17 protein-coding genes are annotated in these 19,856 nt (G+C 66.9%); 13 read left to right on the plus strand and 4 right to left on the minus strand.

The window, feature by feature from the left end; translation table 11 throughout:
- The first annotated feature begins 4 nt into the window (after positions 1-4).
- Entirely contained in the window at positions 5-2,191 is a 2,187-nt protein-coding gene (locus DK26_RS26415; protein ID WP_066479261.1) for a primosomal protein N', read from the plus strand.
- Positions 2,192-2,203: 12 nt separating this feature from the next.
- On the opposite strand, the gene DK26_RS26420 is transcribed toward DK26_RS26415, so the two are convergent.
- Complete coding sequence (locus tag DK26_RS26420; RefSeq protein ID WP_066479263.1) at positions 2,204-2,575, minus strand: hypothetical protein; 372 nt, start codon at positions 2,573-2,575, stop codon at positions 2,204-2,206.
- A 406-nt stretch (positions 2,576-2,981) separates the two neighbouring features.
- Between DK26_RS26420 and DK26_RS26425 the strand changes: the two genes are divergently transcribed.
- The 6 genes from DK26_RS26425 to DK26_RS26450 all read left to right on the plus strand — a co-directional run bounded on the left by DK26_RS26425 (position 2,982) and on the right by DK26_RS26450 (position 9,773).
- Positions 2,982-4,373 carry a hypothetical protein gene (locus tag DK26_RS26425; protein WP_157089860.1) on the plus strand — a complete coding sequence of 464 codons (1,392 nt, stop codon included), beginning with the start codon at positions 2,982-2,984 and terminating at the stop codon, positions 4,371-4,373.
- Positions 4,374-4,615: 242 nt separating this feature from the next.
- Positions 4,616-5,188 (plus strand): F0F1 ATP synthase subunit delta, encoded by a 573-nt coding sequence (locus DK26_RS26430; protein ID WP_066479267.1) that lies wholly within the window; start codon positions 4,616-4,618, stop codon positions 5,186-5,188.
- A complete protein-coding gene (gene atpA / locus DK26_RS26435) occupies positions 5,188-6,717 on the plus strand; it encodes a F0F1 ATP synthase subunit alpha (RefSeq protein ID WP_066479269.1) in 1,530 nt (509 codons plus the stop codon). Before DK26_RS26430 ends, atpA begins: the two co-directional genes overlap by 1 nt.
- Before the next feature lie 104 nt (positions 6,718-6,821).
- On the plus strand, positions 6,822-7,691 hold the full coding sequence (locus DK26_RS26440) for a F0F1 ATP synthase subunit gamma (RefSeq protein ID WP_066479270.1): 870 nt from the start codon (positions 6,822-6,824) through the stop codon (positions 7,689-7,691).
- 65 nt (positions 7,692-7,756) lie between these two features.
- The gene (atpD, locus tag DK26_RS26445) at positions 7,757-9,220 is read left to right on the plus strand and encodes a F0F1 ATP synthase subunit beta (protein ID WP_066479275.1); all 1,464 of its coding nucleotides are present in this window, start codon (positions 7,757-7,759) and stop codon (positions 9,218-9,220) included.
- 139 nt (positions 9,221-9,359) lie between these two features.
- Positions 9,360-9,773 (plus strand): F0F1 ATP synthase subunit epsilon, encoded by a 414-nt coding sequence (locus DK26_RS26450; protein WP_066479281.1) that lies wholly within the window; start codon positions 9,360-9,362, stop codon positions 9,771-9,773.
- 102 nt (positions 9,774-9,875) lie between these two features.
- Here DK26_RS26450 and DK26_RS26455 read toward each other — a convergent pair whose 3' ends face one another.
- Positions 9,876-11,636 (minus strand): methyl-accepting chemotaxis protein, encoded by a 1,761-nt coding sequence (locus tag DK26_RS26455; RefSeq protein ID WP_083533623.1) that lies wholly within the window; start codon positions 11,634-11,636, stop codon positions 9,876-9,878.
- A 206-nt stretch (positions 11,637-11,842) separates the two neighbouring features.
- Positions 11,843-12,712, minus strand: a complete 870-nt coding sequence (locus tag DK26_RS26460; RefSeq protein ID WP_066479287.1) for a CoA ester lyase — start codon at positions 12,710-12,712, stop codon at positions 11,843-11,845.
- An 84-nt stretch (positions 12,713-12,796) separates the two neighbouring features.
- On the opposite strand from DK26_RS26460, the gene DK26_RS30000 reads away from it, so the two are divergent.
- The gene (locus DK26_RS30000) at positions 12,797-14,509 is read left to right on the plus strand and encodes a serine/threonine dehydratase (protein WP_083533624.1); all 1,713 of its coding nucleotides are present in this window, start codon (positions 12,797-12,799) and stop codon (positions 14,507-14,509) included.
- A gap of 65 nt (positions 14,510-14,574) precedes the next feature.
- Here DK26_RS30000 and DK26_RS26470 read toward each other — a convergent pair whose 3' ends face one another.
- On the minus strand, positions 14,575-15,030 hold the full coding sequence (locus DK26_RS26470) for a hypothetical protein (RefSeq protein ID WP_157089861.1): 456 nt from the start codon (positions 15,028-15,030) through the stop codon (positions 14,575-14,577).
- 136 nt (positions 15,031-15,166) lie between these two features.
- Here DK26_RS26470 and DK26_RS26475 point away from each other — a divergent pair, with 136 nt between their 5' ends.
- From DK26_RS26475 to DK26_RS26495, 5 genes are all read left to right on the plus strand, one after another.
- A complete protein-coding gene (locus tag DK26_RS26475) occupies positions 15,167-16,228 on the plus strand; it encodes a MaoC family dehydratase (RefSeq protein ID WP_066479292.1) in 1,062 nt (353 codons plus the stop codon).
- Between the two features lie 188 nt (positions 16,229-16,416).
- Positions 16,417-16,812: a succinate dehydrogenase, cytochrome b556 subunit gene (sdhC, locus tag DK26_RS26480; RefSeq protein ID WP_066479294.1), complete on the plus strand. Its 396-nt coding sequence runs from the start codon at positions 16,417-16,419 to the stop codon at positions 16,810-16,812.
- A gap of 10 nt (positions 16,813-16,822) precedes the next feature.
- Positions 16,823-17,215, plus strand: a complete 393-nt coding sequence (sdhD, locus tag DK26_RS26485; protein ID WP_066479296.1) for a succinate dehydrogenase, hydrophobic membrane anchor protein — start codon at positions 16,823-16,825, stop codon at positions 17,213-17,215.
- 3 nt (positions 17,216-17,218) lie between these two features.
- Positions 17,219-19,051, plus strand: coding sequence for a succinate dehydrogenase flavoprotein subunit (gene sdhA, locus DK26_RS26490; protein WP_066479298.1), 1,833 nt, complete (start codon positions 17,219-17,221; stop codon positions 19,049-19,051).
- Between the two features lie 14 nt (positions 19,052-19,065).
- Positions 19,066-19,851: a succinate dehydrogenase iron-sulfur subunit gene (locus DK26_RS26495; RefSeq protein WP_066479300.1), complete on the plus strand. Its 786-nt coding sequence runs from the start codon at positions 19,066-19,068 to the stop codon at positions 19,849-19,851.
- Positions 19,852-19,856: the final 5 nt, after the last annotated feature.

Consider the following 19,856-nt stretch of genomic DNA (forward strand, 5'->3'; position numbering starts at 1 on the left):
GCGCATGAGCGACGCGCAGGAGGACGGACGGGAAGGGGGCACGGTCGAGGTGCTGATCCCGCTCGGCCTCGACCAGGCCTACAGCTATGCCGTCCCGGCCGGGCTCAGCCTTGCGCCGGGCGACGTCGTTCAGGTGCCGCTCGGCCCGCGCGAGACGGTCGGCGTCGTCTGGGAGCTGGGCTCCGGCCGTGGCGGCAATCTGAAAAAGATCGCCGGCAAGCTCGACATGCCGCCGCTCGGTCCGGCGCTGATGAAGCTGGTCGACTGGGTCTCCTGGTACACGCTCGCCGCCAAGGGCTCGGTGCTGGCGCTCGCCTTGCGCCGCCCCCCCGATGACAAGCCGGAGCGTCCCAAGCTCGGCGTCCGGCTCGTCGGCGCCCCGCCGGCGCGGATGACGCCGGCTCGCGCCCGCGCCATCGCCGCGGCCGAAGGCGGGCTCCTGATCGGCAAGGCGGCGCTGGCCGAGGCGGCCTCGGTCAGCACGGCCGTGATCGATTCGCTGGTGGATGCCGGGACCTTTTCGGTCGAGGCGCTGCCGCAGCAGGCGATCGCCGCGAGGCCCAATCCCGACCATGCGAGGCCGGCACTCTCCGAGGGGCAGGCGGAGGTCGCGGAAAGCCTCGTCGCCGCCGTGCGCAGCCAGGCCTACAGCGTCGCGCTGCTCGAAGGCGTCACCGGCTCGGGCAAGACCGAGGTCTATTTCGAGGCGGTGGCCGAGGCGATCAGGCTCGGGCGCCAGAGCCTGATCTTGATGCCCGAGATCGCGCTGACCGCGCAGTTCATCGATCGTTTCGAGGCGCGTTTTGGCGTCCGGCCGGGCCTCTGGCATTCGGCGGTGAGCGGGCGGCGGCGCGAGCGACTGCAGGCGGCGATCGCTGAGGGCGAGGCGCTGGTTGTGGCGGGCGCGCGCTCGGCTCTGTTCCTGCCCTATCGCGATCTCGGCCTGATCATCGTCGATGAGGAGCACGAGGCCGCCTACAAGCAGGAGGACGGCGTCGCCTATCATGCCCGCGACATGGCGGTGGTGCGCGGCAAGATCGAGAGCGCCCCGGTGGTGCTGGCCTCGGCGACGCCTTCGCTGGAGACCCGGGTCAATGCCGAGCGGGGGCGCTATCTCCACCTCAAACTGCCGGAGCGCTTTGGCGGAAGGCATCTGCCGACGCTCGGGCTGGTCGACCTGCGCCGGGACAAGCCCGAGCGCGGGCGCTGGATCTCCGGCGCGCTGATCAAGGCGGTGGAGGCCAATCTCGAGGCGAAGGAGCAATCGCTGCTCTTCCTCAACCGGCGCGGCTATGCGCCGCTGACCCTCTGCCGCGATTGCGGCCATCGTTTCCAGTGCAAGAACTGCTCGGCCTGGCTGGTCGACCACCGTTTCCGCCGCGCGCTGGTTTGCCATCATTGCGGCCATGTCGAGCGCCGACCGCATGAATGTCCGGCCTGTCACAAGCCGGAGACGCTCGCCGCTTGCGGTCCCGGCGTCGAGCGCCTCGCCGAGGAGGTCGCGACCCTGTTTCCGGAGGCGCGCTCGATCGTGCTGTCGAGCGATTTTCCAGGCGGGACCGAGCGTTTGAAGCAGGAGCTGATGGCGGTCGCCGAGGGCGAGTTCGACATCGTCATCGGCACCCAGCTCGTCGCCAAGGGCCACAACTTCCCGGGGATGACGCTGGTCGGCGTGGTCGATGCCGATCTCGGCCTGACCTCCGGCGATCCGCGCGCCGCCGAGCGCACCTTTCAGGTGCTGCGGCAGGTCACCGGCCGGGCCGGGCGCGGCGAGAAGCCGGGCCGGGCGCTGCTGCAGACCCATGACCCCAATCACCCCGTGCTGAAGGCGCTGATCTCCGGCGACCCCGAGCGCTTCTACGCCGCCGAGACGGCGGCGCGGGAGGCGGCGGGCCTGCCGCCCTTTGGGCGGCTCGCGGCGCTGATCGTCTCGGCCAACACGCAGGCCGAGGCCGAGACGCATGCGAGGGCGCTCGCCCGCTGCGCCGAGGCGCCGGCCGGTGTCGCCGTGCTCGGCCCGGCCGAGGCGCCGCTCGCCATCTTGCGCGGCCGCCACCGCATGCGACTGATTGTGCGGACTTCGCGGGATATCGATCTGCAGGGCTACCTGCGCGCCTGGCTGAAGCGGGCGCCGCGGCCGAAGGGCTCGGTCAGGGTCGCGGTCGACGTCGATCCGCAGAGCTTCCTGTGAGCATCGTGAAGCCTATTGGACGATTGCGTCGTAGGTGAGTCTGGAGCAGCCCGTGCCGCGACGATTGGTCCCGCACACATAGATCACATAGGTGTCCTTGCCGACAAATCCCGGCTTCGGTTTGTAGAAGAACGAAAACTCTCCGGTGCGTGACAACGTGCCGTTGGCGGGCTGGTTCATGATCACGGTCTTCTGGATCGTAAGAAATCCGCTGACCCCGTAGACATGATGGCAGCCGTTTCTGTCTACGGTCACCTCATAGGTGGCCCTGTCATTCTGCTCGACGTGGAAGCCATAGCCTCGTATCCGGCAGGCCGCCGTCGCCACCGATGCGCCGGAATCCGCCAACAGCAACGTCAGGGCGCAGATCAGTATTCGTAGCATGACGGAGCGCTGCCTTCCCTTTGGGGCCGCTCGAACACGTACTGGTAGCTCTCGCGGTCGTTGGTCGAGCGAGAGGCGACCCTGTCGCTCTACTCGACACAGAAGCTCGGCGACTGCGTCCGGTAGTTCGCAGTCGCCAGTACTATGGCTGTGCCCGCCAGTGGCGGCTTCGTCGCGAGTGATGTCGATTTCAGCATGCGACGACACGTCCCACGGGCGGCATCGCTCGCCCGCCGACACTCGGTCAAGCGCTCGAACGGGGTCAAGCGGGCATTTGGCGAGGGAAGGGCTCGACAGGGATGCCGGACATGGTGCGAACGACCGAGAGGTCAGATAGAAACGCATAGGTTGCAATTTACGACCTATGCGGTCATGTTACATTTGGGTCGCGCAAAGGGGGGCGACCATGGCCGGGGAACATTCGCGGGAGAAATACTTTGCCGGGGCTGGCGTGGTCCTGTTCGCGCTTTGCGGGCTCGTCCTGGCCGCCGACCGGTTTTCGGATCGCACCGAACGCTCGATCAATGCAACGGACTGCAAGACCAGACTAAGTGGTGCAGCCGCGCTGCCGGAGGACAATACCGGCAGGCTCAGGATCGTCGGCCTGCTACCGTCGCGGGTCGAGCTCGGCAGCACGCTCTGCATTGCCGTGGCCGGGGTCACGTCGCAGACGAAGCTTGATGCCCTTGCAGGTACCGTTTCCGAAATGACGACGCTGGTAGCGGACCGTTCGAGATTGCTCCAGAACGCCCGGTCCGCGGCGGCACAGAAGTCTGCGGATGAAAATGCGGTCGCGGCCGCGGAGCAGAAGTATCGTCAGGCGCTCGTTGAGCTGGAGGGCGCCCGAAGCGCGGCAGAGACAGGTCAAGCGCCAGTCCGGCTGAGCTTGTTCCTCGGCGGCAAGCGTGCCGACCACCTGTCCCTTAGTGCCGAGGCTGGGCCAGCGATCCAATACCTGACGGTCGCTCTCGCGCCGGCAGCCGAGGCCGACGCGCAGGCTGGAGAGTTCTGGCGTACGTTGCTCGCCGGACCGACGCGGGCCACCGGTGCTCGATTCTGGGACGCACGTTACAAAGTGCTTCCGGTTGGCCTGTCTCGACTTGAGGGCGACAATCCTGAACCGATGGTCCAGCCCGTCATCGACGTGCTGGTCTATCGCATGTCGCTGGTGATGCTCGGCGGCGTCGGCGCGCTGTGCCTGATCGCCGCGCTGGTGCTTCTTGCGCGCTCGACGACCCTGCTGCGCGATCACGCAGAGCGACCGGACGCGCCGTACAGCCTCGCCCGAGTACAGCTGGCGATGTGGGCGGTCTTGGTGTTCTTCGGATTCGTCTTCATCTGGCTGGTCCTCGGCCGGATGAATGGCATCTTGAACGAGAGCGTTCTCGTCCTGCTCGGCATTTCCGCCACGACCGGCCTGGTCGCGACGCAAATGCCGACGCGCAGCGCGGCGCCGGCCGCTGCCGCCGGCGATCCCGCCCCGGTAGCCGAGCCGCCGAAGAGCCAGAGCTTCTTCAGGGACATTCTCTATGATGGGGCCGGGCCGACGTTGCCGCGCATGCAGATGCTGGCCTGGTCGGTGCTCCTGGGGGTGATCTTCGTCTGGAACGTGCTGACGGGTTTCGCCTTTACCGAGTTCGACACCAATCTCCTGATCATGCTGGGCATAGCCGGGAGCAGCTATGTCGCCTTCAAGCCCGTCGAGACGGCGGGGCCGGTGGCACCGCCTGTAACTCCGCCTGCGCCGGCTCCTATCGTGCAGGACGGTGAGGCCGCGCAGAATGGTGCCGCGGGCTGAATCGGACGCTGCGTTCCCCGGCCCGCGTATGGGGCGCTTCCTTTGACCGCATCCAAAGCGCACGCTACCCCGTTCCATCGGGTTGCGGCCCCCCGATCCCCATGCTAGTGCACCGCCGCAATCCAAGCGCGGCGCGCCCTGGCAACGGGCGGGCGTGCGCTTGATCATCGCAGCGTCGGGACCATGCACTCCACCTTCGCCAGAAGGTCGCCGGAGCGGTCCCTTGGAAGAGAGAGCGAAGCGTGGCCCAGGGCGGATCGCAGGAACAGTCCCCTGTCTCGGGTGTTGCCGGGCGCTATGCCACGGCGCTGTTCGAGCTGGCCTCCGAGGCCAAGACGGTCGATGCCGTCGCCACCGATCTCGAATCCTTCAATGCGCTGATCGCCGAAAGCGCCGATCTGAAGCGGCTGATCGAGAGCCCGGCCTTCTCGGCGCAGGACCAGGTCGCGGCCGTCACGGCACTGCTCGCCAAGGCTGGGATTTCCGGCCTCGCGGCGAATTTCATCAGTCTCGTGGCCAGCAAGCGCCGCCTGTTCGCGCTGCCGGGCATGATCCGCGCCTACCGTGCCAAGGTCGCCGAGGCCAAGGGCATCGTCAGCGCCGAGGTGACGCTGGCCGAGGAGCCCTCTGCCGCGCAGCTCAAGGACATCACCGCGACCCTCAAGGATGTCGCCGGCCAGGATGTCGCGCTTTCCGTGAAGATTGACCCGGCCATCATTGGCGGGCTCGTCGTGAAGATGGGCTCGCGCATGGTCGATGCGTCCCTGAAAACCAAGCTCAATTCAATTCGTCTTGCCATGAAAGAGGTCGGCTGATGGACATCCGCGCCGCTGAAATCTCCGCGATCCTGAAGACCCAGATCAGCAATTTCGGGTCCGAGGCGTCCGTCACCGAAGTCGGTCAGGTTCTCTCCGTCGGCGACGGCATCGCCCGCGTCTACGGCCTCGACAAGGTCCAGGCCGGTGAGATGGTCGAGTTCGAGTCCGGCGTGCGCGGCATGGCGCTCAACCTTGAGAGCGACAACGTCGGCGTCGTGATCTTCGGCTCCGACCGCGAGATCAAGGAAGGCCAGACCGTCAAGCGCACCGGCGCCATCGTCGACGTGCCGGTCGGCAAGGAGCTGCTCGGCCGCGTCGTCGACGCGCTCGGCAACCCGATCGACGGCAAGGGCCCGATCAAGTCCGCCCAGCGCGCCCGCGTCGACGTCAAGGCTCCCGGCATCATTCCGCGCAAGTCGGTGCACGAGCCGATGGCGACCGGCCTCAAGGCGATCGACGCCCTGATCCCGATCGGCCGCGGCCAGCGCGAGCTGATCATCGGCGACCGTCAGACCGGCAAGACCGCCGTGGCGCTCGACACGATCCTGAACCAGAAGGCGCTGAACGAAGGCACGGACGAGAGCCAGAAGCTCTACTGCGTCTATGTTGCGATCGGCCAGAAGCGCTCGACCGTCGCCCAGTTCGTGAAGGTGCTGGAAGAGCGCGGCGCGCTCGAGTACTCGATCGTCATCGCGGCGACCGCCTCGGACGCCGCCCCGATGCAGTTCCTGGCGCCCTTCGCCGGCTGCGCCATGGGCGAGTATTTCCGCGACAACGGCATGCACGCCGTGATCATCTATGACGACCTCTCCAAGCAGGCCGTCGCCTATCGCCAGATGTCGCTGCTGCTGCGCCGCCCGCCGGGCCGCGAGGCTTACCCCGGCGACGTGTTCTATCTGCACTCCCGCCTGCTCGAGCGCGCCGCCAAGATGGGCGACGAAGCCGGCAACGGCTCGCTGACGGCGCTGCCGGTCATCGAGACCCAGGCCAACGACGTCTCGGCCTACATCCCGACCAACGTGATCTCGATCACCGACGGTCAGATCTTCCTCGAGACCGACCTGTTCTACCAGGGCATCCGCCCGGCGGTGAACGTCGGCCTCTCGGTGTCGCGCGTCGGCTCGGCCGCCCAGACCAAGGCGACCAAGAAGGTTGCGGGCAAGATCAAGGGCGAGCTCGCCCAGTATCGCGAAATGGCGGCCTTCGCCCAGTTCGGCTCCGACCTCGACGCCGTCACGCAGCGCCTGCTCAACCGCGGCGCTCGCCTGACCGAGCTCCTGAAGCAGGGACAGTTCTCGCCGCTGAAGATGGAAGAGCAGACGGTCGTGATCTATGCCGGCGTCAACGGCTATCTCGACCCGCTGCCGGTCAACAAGGTTCGCGCCTTCGAGGACGGGCTGCTCTCGCTGGTGCGCGGCAAGCACGCCGATCTGCTGAGCGAGATCGGCAAGACGAAGGATCTTTCGGACGCGAATGCCGCGAAGCTGAAGGACATCGTCTCGGGCTACGCCAAGACGTTCGCCTGACCATTGCTGCGATCGGAGCGAGGCAATCCAGCCTCGTTCCGCCAGTCGTCTGGATTGCTTCGTCGCTGCGCTTCTCGCAATGACGGGTAGGGGACAAAGATCGAATGCCCTCCCTGAAGGACCTTAGAAACCGCATCGCCTCGGTCAAGGCGACGCAGAAGATCACCAAGGCCATGCAGATGGTCGCGGCTGCGAAGCTGCGCCGGGCGCAGTCGGCGGCCGAGGCGGCTCGCCCCTATGCCGAGCGCATGGAAAAGGTGCTGGCCAACCTGGCTTCGGGCATCTCGGGCGACAGCGCACCGCGCCTGATCGCCGGCACGGGCTCGGACAAGGTCCATCTGCTCGTGGTCTTCACCGCCGAACGCGGCCTGTGCGGCGCCTTCAACTCGTCGATCGCGCGTCTGGCGCGCGACAAGGCGCAGGCGCTCAAGGCCGAGGGCAAGACGGTCAAGATCCTCTGCGTCGGCAAGAAGGGCTATGACGCCCTGAAGCGGTTGTTCGAGAAGGACATCATCCAGGTCGTCGACCTGCGCGAGTTCAAGCAGGTCGGCTTCGTCAATGCCGAGGCGATCGCCCAGAACATCCTGACGCGCTTCGCCGCCGACGAGTTCGACGTCGCGACGATCTTCTTCTCGAAGTTCAAGTCGGTGATCTCGCAGATCCCGACCGCCCAGCGCATCATTCCGGCGGAGATTCCGGCCGGTACCGAGACGACCGACGCGGTCTACGATTACGAGCCGGAAGAGAGCGAGATCCTCGAGACGCTGCTGCCGCGCAACCTGACGGTCCAGGTTCTGCGGGCGCTGCTCGAGAACGCCGCCTCCGAGCAGGGCGCCCGCATGTCCGCGATGGACTCCGCCACGCGCAATGCCGGTGAGATGATCAAGAAGCAGACGCAGCTCTACAACCGCTCGCGTCAGGCGATGATCACCAAGGAACTGATCGAAATCATCTCCGGCGCGGAAGCGCTGTAACTGCCTGAATCAAGCCGGCTCGCCGGCCATCCGACACGCTGAACGCGAATCCGAGGTTTCAAACCATGGCCAAAGCCGCAACCAAGACCAAGACCGCCGAAAAGCCCGCCAACACCGGAACCGGCCGCGTCGCGCAGGTCATCGGCGCCGTCGTCGACGTGCAGTTCGAAGGCGCACTGCCCGAAATCCTGAACGCGCTCGAGACCGATAACCTCGGCAACCGCCTGGTTCTCGAAGTCGCCCAGCATCTCGGCGAGAACACCGTCCGCACCATCGCGATGGACTCGACCGAAGGTCTGGTCCGTGGCCAGTCGGTCACCGACACCGGTGCACCGATCGCGGTTCCGGTCGGCGACGAGTGCCTCGGCCGCATCATGAACGTCATCGGCGAGCCGGTCGACGAGGCCGGCCCGATCATGACCTCCTCGACCCGCGGCATCCACCAGCCGGCCCCGAGCTATGCCGAGCAGGCGACGGAAGCCCAGATCCTGGTCACGGGCATCAAGGTCGTCGACCTCTTGGCGCCTTACGCCAAGGGCGGCAAGATCGGCCTGTTCGGTGGCGCCGGCGTCGGCAAGACCGTGCTGATCATGGAACTGATCAACAACGTCGCGAAGGCCCATGGCGGCTACTCGGTGTTCGCCGGCGTCGGCGAGCGTACCCGCGAGGGCAACGACCTCTATCACGAGATGATCGAGTCGGGCGTGAACAAGAAGGGTGGCGGCGAGGGCTCGAAGTGCGCTCTGGTCTACGGCCAGATGAACGAGCCCCCGGGCGCCCGCATGCGCGTCGCGCTGTCCGGCCTGACCGTCGCGGAAGACTTCCGTGACCGCGGCCAGGACGTGCTGTTCTTCGTCGACAACATCTTCCGCTTCACCCAGGCCGGCTCGGAAGTGTCGGCTCTGCTCGGCCGTATTCCTTCGGCGGTGGGCTATCAGCCGACCCTGGCGACGGACATGGGCGCCCTGCAGGAGCGCATCACCACCACGACCAAGGGGTCGATCACCTCGGTGCAGGCGATCTACGTGCCGGCGGACGACCTGACCGACCCGGCGCCTGCGACCTCCTTCGCTCACCTTGACGCCACGACCGTGCTCTCGCGCTCGATCGCCGAAAAGGGCATCTACCCGGCGGTCGACCCGCTCGACTCGACCTCGCGCATGCTGTCGCCGGCGATCGTCGGCGAGGAGCACTACGCCATCGCCCGTCAGGTCCAGCAGATCCTCCAGCGCTACAAGGCGCTGCAGGACATCATCGCGATCCTGGGCATGGACGAACTCTCGGAAGAGGACAAGCTCGCCGTCGCCCGCGCCCGCAAGATCGAGCGCTTCCTGTCGCAGCCCTTCTTCGTCGCCGAAGTCTTCACCGGTTCGCCGGGCAAGCTCGTCTCGCTCGAGGACACGATCAAGGGCTTCAAGGGTCTGGTCGAAGGCAAGTACGACCACCTGCCGGAAGCGGCCTTCTACATGGTCGGCTCGATCGACGAGGCGATCGAGAAGGCCCAGCGTCTGGCCGCCGAAGCGGCGTAAGGTCAACAACACGCGCCCGTCATCCCGGGCGCGCCGCATTGCGGCGCCGCCCCGGGATCCATCGAAGGGCGTCGCGTTCTATGATGGATTTCGGCGCGCCGCTTCGCGTCGGCCGGAATGACGGCGGAGAGATTTTACGATGGCCACCTTCAAGTTCGAACTCGTCTCGCCTGAGCGCATCCTGTTCTCGGGCGACGTCGTCAGCGTCATCGTTCCTTCGGTCGAGGGCGAGATGACGATCCTGGCCGGCCACGCGCCGCTGGTCGCGGTGCTGAAGCCCGGCATCGTGATGCTCCAGACTGACGCCAACAATGGCAAGGAATTCTACGTTTCTGGCGGTCTCGCCGAGGTCAACGCGGCGAGCCTGACCATTCTCGCCGAGCAGGCCCGCTTCATCGAGGACGTCAACCTTTCCGTGCTCGACCAGGAAATCGTGACCGCCGAGACCCGTCTCGCCGGCTCGCAGGACGAGGCCGAGCAGAAGCGCATTGCGGAGCAGCTGGTTCAGCTGCGCGAGTTCCGCGGCGTCTTCGAGGACCGCAAGGCCGCCTGACGCGGCGCTGCCGACCAAGTACTCAAACGAAAAGGCCGCAGGCTTCCTCGCGAGAGGGCCTGCGGCCTTTTTCGTGTCTGCCGGTCTTGAGAGCGACTTCCGTCAGGCGGCGCGGCCGAGTTCGCGCCGCGTCCGGGCCTGAGCTGTGCCGGCAGATGCCACCGAGACCGACGCACCACCGGCCGCGCTCAACCGGAACGAGGCGACCATCTCGCCGAGCTTCACGGTTGCCTGTTCCAGCTCGCCGGCGATGGCGGCGCTCTGCTCGGCCATCGCCGAATTGCGCTGGGTGACGTCGTCCATATGGGCGACGACCCGGGCGACCTCGTCGATGCCGTTGGCCTGTTCCTGCGAAGCGCTGGAAATGTCGGCGAGCGCGGCGGCGACGCTCTGCGAGGCGACGACGATCTCGGCCAGGGCCGTTCCGGCCTCCCTGACCAGCCTGACCCCGCCGGCGACCTGCTCGCCGGAATTGGTGATCAGCTTCTTGATGTCGTTGGCGGCGGCGCTGGAGCGCTGCGCGAGCGCGCGCACCTCCGAAGCCACGACCGCAAAGCCTTTTCCGGCATCTCCTGCCCGGGCCGCCTCGACGGCGGCGTTGAGGGCCAGGAGATTGGTCTGGAAGGCGATGGTGTCGATGACGGTGATGATCTCGGAAATGCCGTCGGACGCCTTCTCGATCCGCTCCATCGCGGCCACGGCATCGGCGGCGACGGCGCCGCCGCGTTCGGCGGCATCGGTCGCACGGGCGCCGAGTTCGGTCGCCTCGCGGGCGCGCTGAGCACTCTGCTTCACCGAGGCGGCGAGCTCTTCGGTGGTCGCGGCGGTTTCCTCGAGGCTCGCAGCCTGCTCCTCGGTGCGCTGGGCGAGATCGCGGCTGTCATGGCTGATACGCTGGGCGCCGAGGCTCACCTTGCCCGAGATGTCCGAAACGGCCTGAATGATGGCGGAGACGGAGGCGACGAGATCGTTGATGCCGCCGCAGAGCAGGGCGACATCGCCGCTCTTGCCCTCGAGCGCGACGCGCTGCGTCAGGTTGCGGGCCATGGCAGCTTCGACGACCTCGCGGGTCTCGTCGACGGCCCTCCGCAGCGCCTCCTGCGCCGTCCGGCTTTCCGTGATGTCGGTGGCGTATTTGACCACCTTGTAGGGCTGGCCGAGTGCATCGAGGATCGGGTTGTAGCTTGCCTGGATCCAGACCTGCCGGCCGTCCTTGCCGATGCGCAGATACTGGCCGTCATCGTATTGGCCGCGGCCGAGCTTCTCCCAGAAGCGCCGATAGTCGTCGCTGGCGCCCGTCGCGGCATCGACGAAGATGCCGTGGTGCCGTCCCTTGATCTCGTCCAGGCGGTAGCCCAGCGCCTTCAGGAAATTCTCGTTGGCGTCGAGGATCGTTCCCGTGAGGTCGAACTCGATCACCGCCTGCGATTTGCGGATCGCCGCGACCTGTCCTTCGAAGTTGGCGATCAGGCCCTTGGTCGCGGAGATGTCTGTCGCGAATTTGATGACTTTGCGAGGCCTGCCGGCGCGGTCGAGGATCGGCGTGTAGGTCGCCTGCAGCCAGACCTGTCGGCCGCCCTTGCCGAGACGCAGGAACTGGGCGTCGATCGCTTCGCCCTGCCGGAGCTTCGCCCAGAACGCGCGGTAGGCTTCTGAGCCGCCATAGCCGGGCTCGACGAAGAGCGCGTGATGCCGGCCTTTGATCTCCTCGAGGCCATAGCCGACGACACGCAGGAAATTTTCGTTCGCGGTGAGGATGTTGCCGTCCAGGTCGAACTCGATCACGGCCTGCGAGCGGCGAATGGCAGCGGCCTCGTCGGCGCCAAAGCTGGCGCCAAGACGCGGCGTTCTCAATCCAAGCAAGATACTTCCCCCATATTGCGGCTTATGTTCTGCCGTCCTGGGGCTATAAAATATTGGTTAAAGCTGAATTAAATCGGCATTTGTTACTGCTTACTGCAGGACGAATTGGCCTCTTGTGCAGTCGTCATTGTCGATAACTGTACGTCATACGTGCAGCTGGCCCAGCTGCGCAACCTGCGTCGCGCAGCGGTCCGGTGCCGGTGCGTTCAGATCGCCTCGGCGAGCGCGACGACCCGGCGCGCCATATCGGCGTGCAGGCGCTCGACCATGCGGCCATCGAGCTGGATCGCGCCCTTGTCGGCATTCTCTGGCTGCTCGAAGGCGGCGATGACCGCGCGGGCCCGCACGAGCTCGGCTTCCTCCGGCGCGAAGATGGCGTTGGCGATCGCGACCTGGCCGGGATGGATCAGCGTCTTGCCGTCGAAGCCGAGATCGCGGCCCTGCTCGCATTCGGCCCTGAAGCCGGCCTCGTTCTTGAGGTCGTTGTAGACGCCGTCGATGACGTCGAGGCCATGCGCGCGCGCCGCCAGGATCGCGGTGGTCAGCCAGGGCAGCATCGGCGCCCGGCCGGGAACGAAGCGGGCGCGTGTCTCCTTGGCGAGGTCGTTGGTGCCGAGGACGAAACAGGAAAGCCGGGTGCTGGCGTCATGTGCGGCGCGGGCGATGCGCTCGCAGTCGAGGATGGCGACCGGCGTCTCGATCATCGCCCAGACGCGGGTCTCGGGCTTGGCCCAGAGGCCGGTGAGCCTGTGGCCGATCTCGGCCAGCGTCTCGGGCGAGGAGACCTTCGGGATCAGGATCGCGTCGGGCCCGGCCTCGGCGGCGGCGGCGAGATCGGCATCGAACCAGGGGGTGTCGAGGCCGTTGGTGCGGATCACCAGCTCGCGCCTGCCATAGCCGCCGGCCTTGACGGCCTCGCAGACCTGGTTGCGGGCGAGTTCCTTGGCGTCGGGTGCGACGGCATCCTCGAGATCGAGGATCAGGGCGTCGGCCGCGATCTCGCGGGCCTTTTCGAGGGCGCGCGCATTGGAACCGGGCATGTAGAGTACGCTGCGACGCGGTCGGATAGCGGTCATGACGGCACTCCTGACGGTTCCTGTTGCGGTGCACACTAACCACTGTGGCGCCGGTACGTCACCCCCACGGGCGAGGATTCGAGAATGAGCTGGATCGTGGGCGTCGACGGCTGCAAGGGCGGCTGGATCGCAGCCTTATGTGACGTTTCGATCACCGAGGCACCGATCCTGCGGGTCGAGCGCAGCTGGAGCGAACTGATCCGCAGCCTGCCGCCGGGCAGCCTGATCGCCGTCGACATGCCGATCGGCCTGCCGGACCGGATCGAAGGCTCAGGGCGCGGGCCGGAGCAGGCAGTGCGCAGCCGGCTCGGCGACCGGCAATCCTCGGTGTTCTCGATGCCGTCACGCGGCGCGGTCCATGCATCCGATTACGCCGATGCCTGCCGCACCGCGCTCGCGACCTCGAACCCGCCACGCAAGGTCTCGCAGCAGGGCTTTCATCTGTTCCCGAAGATCCGCGAGATCGACGCCTTCCTGCGGGCTGAACCGGAATGGCGCGAACGCATCTTCGAGACGCATCCGGAACTCGCCTTCGCGACGATGCGCGGCGTGCCGCTTATGCACCCCAAGAAGATCAAGGGCACGATCAATCCCGCGGGAATGGCGGAGCGGCGCGCCCTGCTGCGGGCGGCGGGTCTGCCCGGGACCTGCCTCACCGTTTTACCGCCACGGGGTGCTGCAGCCGATGACGCGCTCGATGCGCTTGCAGCCCTGGTCGTCGCCCGGCACATCGCAGCCGGGCGCGGAAAGCCCTTCCCCGATCCGCCGGGACGCGATAGCCACGATCTTCCCATCGCGATCTGGAGTTTCGTGCCGGATCGGCCCGCCTCGCAGGAACCCGCCATGTCTCACCAGCCCGTGCCCCGCCAGATGATCGAGACCGCGGCCGAGCGCATCGCCGGCCATGCCCGCACCACGCCGGTGATGCGGCTCGGTACCGGCGCCTTCGGCTCGCGCGCCGATGTCTCGCTGAAGCTCGAATGCCTGCAGCATGCCGGTTCGTTCAAGACGCGCGGCGCCTTCAACAACCTGCTTTCGCTCGATGTGCCGGCCGCCGGCGTGGCGGCCGCCTCCGGCGGCAATCACGGCGCGGCGGTGGCCTATGCCGCCGGCAAGCGCGGGGTCAAGGCGACGATCTTCGTGCCGGAGATCTCGCCCGCGGCCAAGATCGAGGCGATCCGGCGCTTCGGCGCCGATGTCCGCATCGGCGGGGCGCAATATGACGACGCCCAGGCCGCCTGCGACAAGTTCGTGGCCGAGACCGGCGCGCTCAAGATCCACCCCTTCTCCGCCAGGGAGACCATTGCCGGCCAGGGCACGCTCGGCCGCGAATGGCACAGGCAGGAGCCCGATCTCGACACGGTGCTGGTCGCGGTTGGCGGCGGCGGGCTGATCTCGGGCATCGCCGCCTGGTTTGCGGGCACGAACGTCAAGGTCGTCGGCGTCGAGCCGGAAGGCTCGCGGGCGCTGCAGGCGGCGCTGGAAGCCAAGGCGCCGGTGACCGTGCAGGTCGCCTCCGTCGCGGCGGATTCTCTCGGTGCCCGCAATGTCGGCGAGCTGGTCTACGATGTCAGCAAGGACACGGTCGACCATGTCGCCCTCGTGCCGGATGCGGCGATCACCGAGGCGCAGCGCGTGCTCTGGCGCGATTTCCGCCTTGCGGTCGAGCCCGGCGGAGCGGCGGCGCTCGGCGCGCTTCTCTGCGGCGCCTACAAGCCCAAGCCCGGCGAGCGCCTTGGCGTCCTGGTCTGCGGCGCCAATGTCGATCTCGGCAAGCTCGCCGAACTGACGGCCTGAACAAGAAAGGGCCATCGCGGCGCGCGGCGGCGATCTGCCCGTCGTGCCGCTTCGGTTGAGCTCCGTCAGCCTCCATAGACGGAGAAGAAGCAGAGCTTGTCCTTGCCCTGTCCGCCCGGCCGCTCGGCGCCCTCGTAGAAGTTGAGGTGCACGCTGCCGGGCGAAGCCTCGTAGACGACCAGATGCGTCCCTGGCCGGCCGCAGAGCGTGTTGCCGTTCCGCAGCACAAGATCGGCAGGCGTGACGACGCGATAGAGCCGCGCCGTGACCGCGGTGCCGGGGCGGGCCGCGTCGAAGCTGCCGCGAGCCTTGCCGTCGACGAGGGCGAGCTTGAGCGATTTGCCGCCGGTGAAACGAATGCTATCGGCACTGAGCGTGATCCTGCCTGTGACGGCTTCGCCGCTGCGGCTGAGTGGCTCGAGTTGCCGGCCTTGCTGTGCCTGCGCACCGCCAGCCAGGGCCAGGAGAAAGATGGAGGCTGTCGGCAAGCGCATGGCGTGGGCCCTTGTCGTGACTGTCATGCCGGCAACCCTGTCGATTCTAGTGCTCTGGTTGCCGTATGGGCAAGCTGGTACGCATTGGCTGCCGCGATGAGCGCGCGGCTTTACGGGCGCCGCCGCTGCGGCGCACAATCGACTTTCCGCAGCGAGAGCCCCCATGCCTGAAATCGCCCCCAAGACCAGCCCCGGCCGCTTCTTCGAGGATTTCCGGCTGGGCGAGACGATCGTCCATGCAACGCCGCGCACCGTCACGAGCGGCGATGTCGCGCTCTATACCGCGCTCTACGGCTCGCGCTTCGCGGTGCAGTCCTCGGACGCCTTCGCCAAGGCGATCGGCTATCCCGGAGCTCCGGTCGACGACCTCCTCGTCTTCCACACCGTCTTCGGCAAGACGGTGCCGGATATCTCGATCAATGCGGTTGCCAATCTCGGCTATGCCGACGGGCGCTTCCTGAAGCCGGTCTATCCCGGCGACACGCTCTCCGCGACTTCGGAGGTCATCGGGCTGAAGCAGACCTCGGGCGGCGATTCCGGCATCGTCTATGTCCGCTCGATCGGTCGCAACCAGCATGGCGAGATCGTGCTGAGCTATGCCCGCTGGGTGCTGGTGCGCAAGCGCAGCCCCGGCACGCCGGCCGCGTTCGAACTCGTTCCCGAGTTGCCCAAGGCGGTGCTCCCGGAGGCCCTGGGCGAGAGTTGCCCGGCGCTCTCGCTCGCCGGCTATGATGACGCGCTCGCCGGCTCGCCCTTTCGCTGGGGTGACTACAGGGCGGGCGAGCGCATCGACCATGTCGACGGCATGACCGTCGAGGAGGCCGAGCACCAGATCGCGACGCGGCTCTATCAGAACACCGCCAAGGTGCATTTCGACGGCTATGGCGCGCGCGAGACCCGCTTCGGCAAGCGCCTGATCTATGGCGGCCATGTCATCAGCCTGGCGCGGGCGCTGTCCTTCAATGGGCTCGGCAATGCCTTCCACATCGCTGCGATCAATGCCGGCCGGCATGTCGCGCCGCTCTTCGCCGGCGATACTGTCTATTCTTGGAGCGAGGTGCTGGAGGTGGCCGAGCTGCCGGGACGCGAGGATGTCGGCGCGCTGCGCCTGCGCCTTGTCGCCACCAAGAACCTGCCCTGCAACGAGCATCCGCTGAAGCAGGGCGACCAATATGCCGAGGGCGTGATCCTCGACTTCGACTACTGGGCGCTGCTGCCGCGCTGAGGCGCGCTCGTGTGCCGGCTCGCGGAAGGGGGTGCCGACGGCCTGAAGTTACAGAAATGCATTTCTGTAACCTGGCCTTGACGCTATCGCATTGCAGCAGAGATCGGGTTTCGTTAGAGAGCCATACACTCTAGAACGATACCAAGAGATCGTTCGCCTGCGAGCTCGAAGGTTCGGGAGTCATCAACTTGGCCGAGGTCAAACCGGCGGCGCGGCCGCTTTCGCCGCATCTGCAAATCTATCGCTGGTCCTGGACGATGGCGATGTCCGTCGCCCATCGCGCCACCGGGGCGGCGCTCTATGGCGGCACGCTGCTGGTCGCGCTCTGGCTCATCGCGGCCGCTTCCGGCCCGGCAGCCTACGATACGGCGCAGGCGATCGCCGGCTCGGTGCTCGGCCGCCTCGTGCTGTTCGGCTACACCTTCGTCCTGCTCCACCACATGGTCGGTGGCCTGCGCCATTTCATCTGGGACATGGGTCATGGCTACGACCCGCAGACCCGGATGAACCTCGCCAAGTTCAGCGGCCTGGTCTCCGGCATCCTGACCCTGCTGGTCTGGATCGTCGCCTACGCCGTGCGCTGAGGAAACGCCGATGCTCTCCAAATCGTCGATGCGCACCCCGCTCGCCCGCGTCCGCGGCCTCGGCTCGGCCAAGTCCGGCACCGGGCATTTCTGGCTGCAGCGCGTCACCGCCGTCGCCAACGTTCTCCTCACGGTCGCCTTCCTGCTCGTCGTGATCTCGCTGATCGGCAAGCCCTATCCGGCCGCGGTCGCGACGTTGGCGAACCCGCTGGTGGCGATCCTGATGCTGCTCTTCGTGGTCTCGGGCGCGGTGCACATGCGCCTCGGCATGCAGGTCATCATCGAGGACTACATCCACAGCGAGGGCCTGAAGATCCTGGCCGTGATGGCCAACACCTTCTTCGCGATCGCGGTCGGCGCCGCCTGCGCCTTCGCATTGCTCAAGCTCTCTTTCGGAGGCTGAACCATGGCGCTCACCCGTGGCCCCTCGCGGCCGGCCTATACCGGCCAGGCCTATCCCATCACCGACCATAGCTTCGACGTCGTCGTCGTCGGCGCCGGCGGTGCGGGCCTGCGTGCCACCGTCGGCTGCTCGCAGGCCGGCCTGCGCACCGCCTGCATCAGCAAGGTCTTCCCGACGCGCTCGCACACCGTCGCGGCCCAGGGCGGCGTCGCCGCCTCGCTCGGCAATATGGGCAAAGACACCTGGCAGTGGCACATGTACGACACCGTCAAGGGGTCGGACTGGCTCGGCGACCAGGATGCGATCGAGTACCTCGTCCGCAACGCGCCGGCCGCCGTCTACGAGCTCGAGCACTGGGGCGTGCCCTTCTCGCGCACCGAGAGCGGCAAGATCTACCAGCGCCCCTTCGGCGGCATGACCACCGAATTCGGCGAGGGCCCGCCGGCGCAGCGCACCTGCGCCGCCGCCGACCGCACCGGCCACGCCATGCTGCACACGCTCTATGGCCAAGCGCTGCGCTACAACACCGAGTTCTTCATCGAGTACTTCGCCATCGACCTGATCATGGACGATGACGGCCATTGCCGCGGCGTGATCGCGCTCAAGCTCGATGACGGCACGCTGCACCGCTTCCGCTCGCAGCAGACCATCCTGGCGACCGGCGGCTATGGCCGCGCCTATTTCTCGGCGACCTCGGCCCATACCTGCACCGGCGACGGCGGCGGCATGGTGCTGCGCGCCGGCCTGCCGCTGCAGGACATGGAGTTCGTGCAGTTCCACCCGACCGGCATCTACGGCTCGGGCTGCCTGATCACCGAGGGCGCGCGCGGCGAGGGCGGCTACCTCACCAATTCCGAGGGCGAGCGCTTCATGGAGCGCTATGCCCCCTCGGCCAAGGACCTCGCCTCGCGCGACGTCGTCTCACGCTCGATGACCATGGAGATCCGTGGCGGGCGCGGCGTCGGCAAGAACAAGGACCATATCTACCTGCATCTCGACCATCTCGACCCGAAGATCCTGCACGAGCGCCTTCCCGGCATCTCGGAAAGCGCCAAAATCTTCGCCGGCGTCGACGTGACCCGCGAGCCGATCCCGGTGCTGCCGACGGTGCACTACAACATGGGCGGCATTCCCACGAACTTCCATGGCGAGGTGTTGACCAAGGTCGGCGGCGATCCGGATGCGGTGGTGCCGGGCCTGATGGCCATCGGCGAGGCCGCGTGCGTCTCCGTCCACGGCGCCAACCGCCTCGGCTCGAACTCGCTGATCGACCTCGTTGTCTTCGGTCGCGCGGCCGGGCTGCGCTGCGCCGAGACGGTCAAGGCCGGCGAGAAGCAGCCGGAGCTGCAGAAGAACTCGGCCGATCTGTCGCTCACGCGCCTCGACAAGTACCGCAATGCCAAGGGCGGGACCTCGACCGCCGATCTGCGCGACCGCATGCAGCGGACCATGCAGAACAACTGCGCGGTCTATCGCACCGGCGAGACGCTGGAAGAGGGCCACAAGCTGATCCACGAGGTCTGGGGCGGCATCACCGACATCGCCGTGACCGACCGCTCGCTGATCTGGAACTCGGACCTGATCGAGACGCTGGAGTTCGAGAACCTGATCACCCAGGCCGTGGTGACCATGGATTCGGCCCTGAACCGTCCGGAAAGCCGCGGCGCCCATGCCCGCGAGGACTATCCGAACCGCGACGACAAGGACTGGATGAAGCACACGCTCGCCTGGGTCGACGACGAGAAGCGCACCGTCACGCTCGACGACCGTCCGGTGCACACCTACACGCTCTCGAACGACATCGAGTACATCAAGCCCAAGGCGCGGGTGTATTGAGGACGATCTGAACGATGGCCGAATTCAATCTTCCTCAGAACTCCCGCCTGACCGAGGGCAAGGCCTGGCCGAAGCCGGCCGGCGCCAAGAAGGTCACCGAGTTCAAGGTCTACCGCTGGAATCCCGACGACACCGCCAATCCGCGTACCGACACCTATTATGTCGATCGCGAGGATTGCGGGCCGATGGTCCTCGACGCGCTGATCTGGATCAAGAACAAGGTCGACCCGACGCTGACCTTCCGGCGCTCCTGCCGCGAGGGCATCTGCGGTTCCTGCGCCATGAACATGGACGGCAAGAACGGGCTCGCCTGCACCACCGGCATCGATGAGTGCGGATCGAAGGGCAAGGTCGCGATCTACCCGCTGCCGCACATGCCGGTGGTCAAGGACCTCGTCCCGGACCTCACCCGCTTCTACGCCCAGCACGCCTCGATCGAGCCCTGGCTCAAGACGACGACGCCGGCGCCGGAGAAGGAATGGTCGCAGGCCAAGGACGACCGCGAGAAGCTCGACGGGCTCTATGAGTGCATCCTCTGCGCCTGCTGCTCGACCTCGTGCCCGAGCTATTGGTGGAATGGCGACCGCTATCTCGGCCCGGCCGCGCTGCTGCAGGCCTATCGCTGGCTGATCGACTCGCGCGATGAGGCCACCGGCGAGCGCCTCGATGATCTCGAGGATCCGTTCCGGCTCTATCGCTGCCACACCATCATGAACTGCGCCAATGCCTGCCCGAAGGGGCTGAACCCCGCCAAGGCGATCGCCGAGGTCAAGAAGATGATGGTGGCCCGCCAGGTCTGAGGGCC

The sequence above is a fragment of the Allobosea sp. WAO genome (genome assembly GCF_001509835.1).
In the GTDB taxonomy this organism is placed as follows: Bacteria; Pseudomonadota; Alphaproteobacteria; order Rhizobiales; family Beijerinckiaceae; genus Allobosea.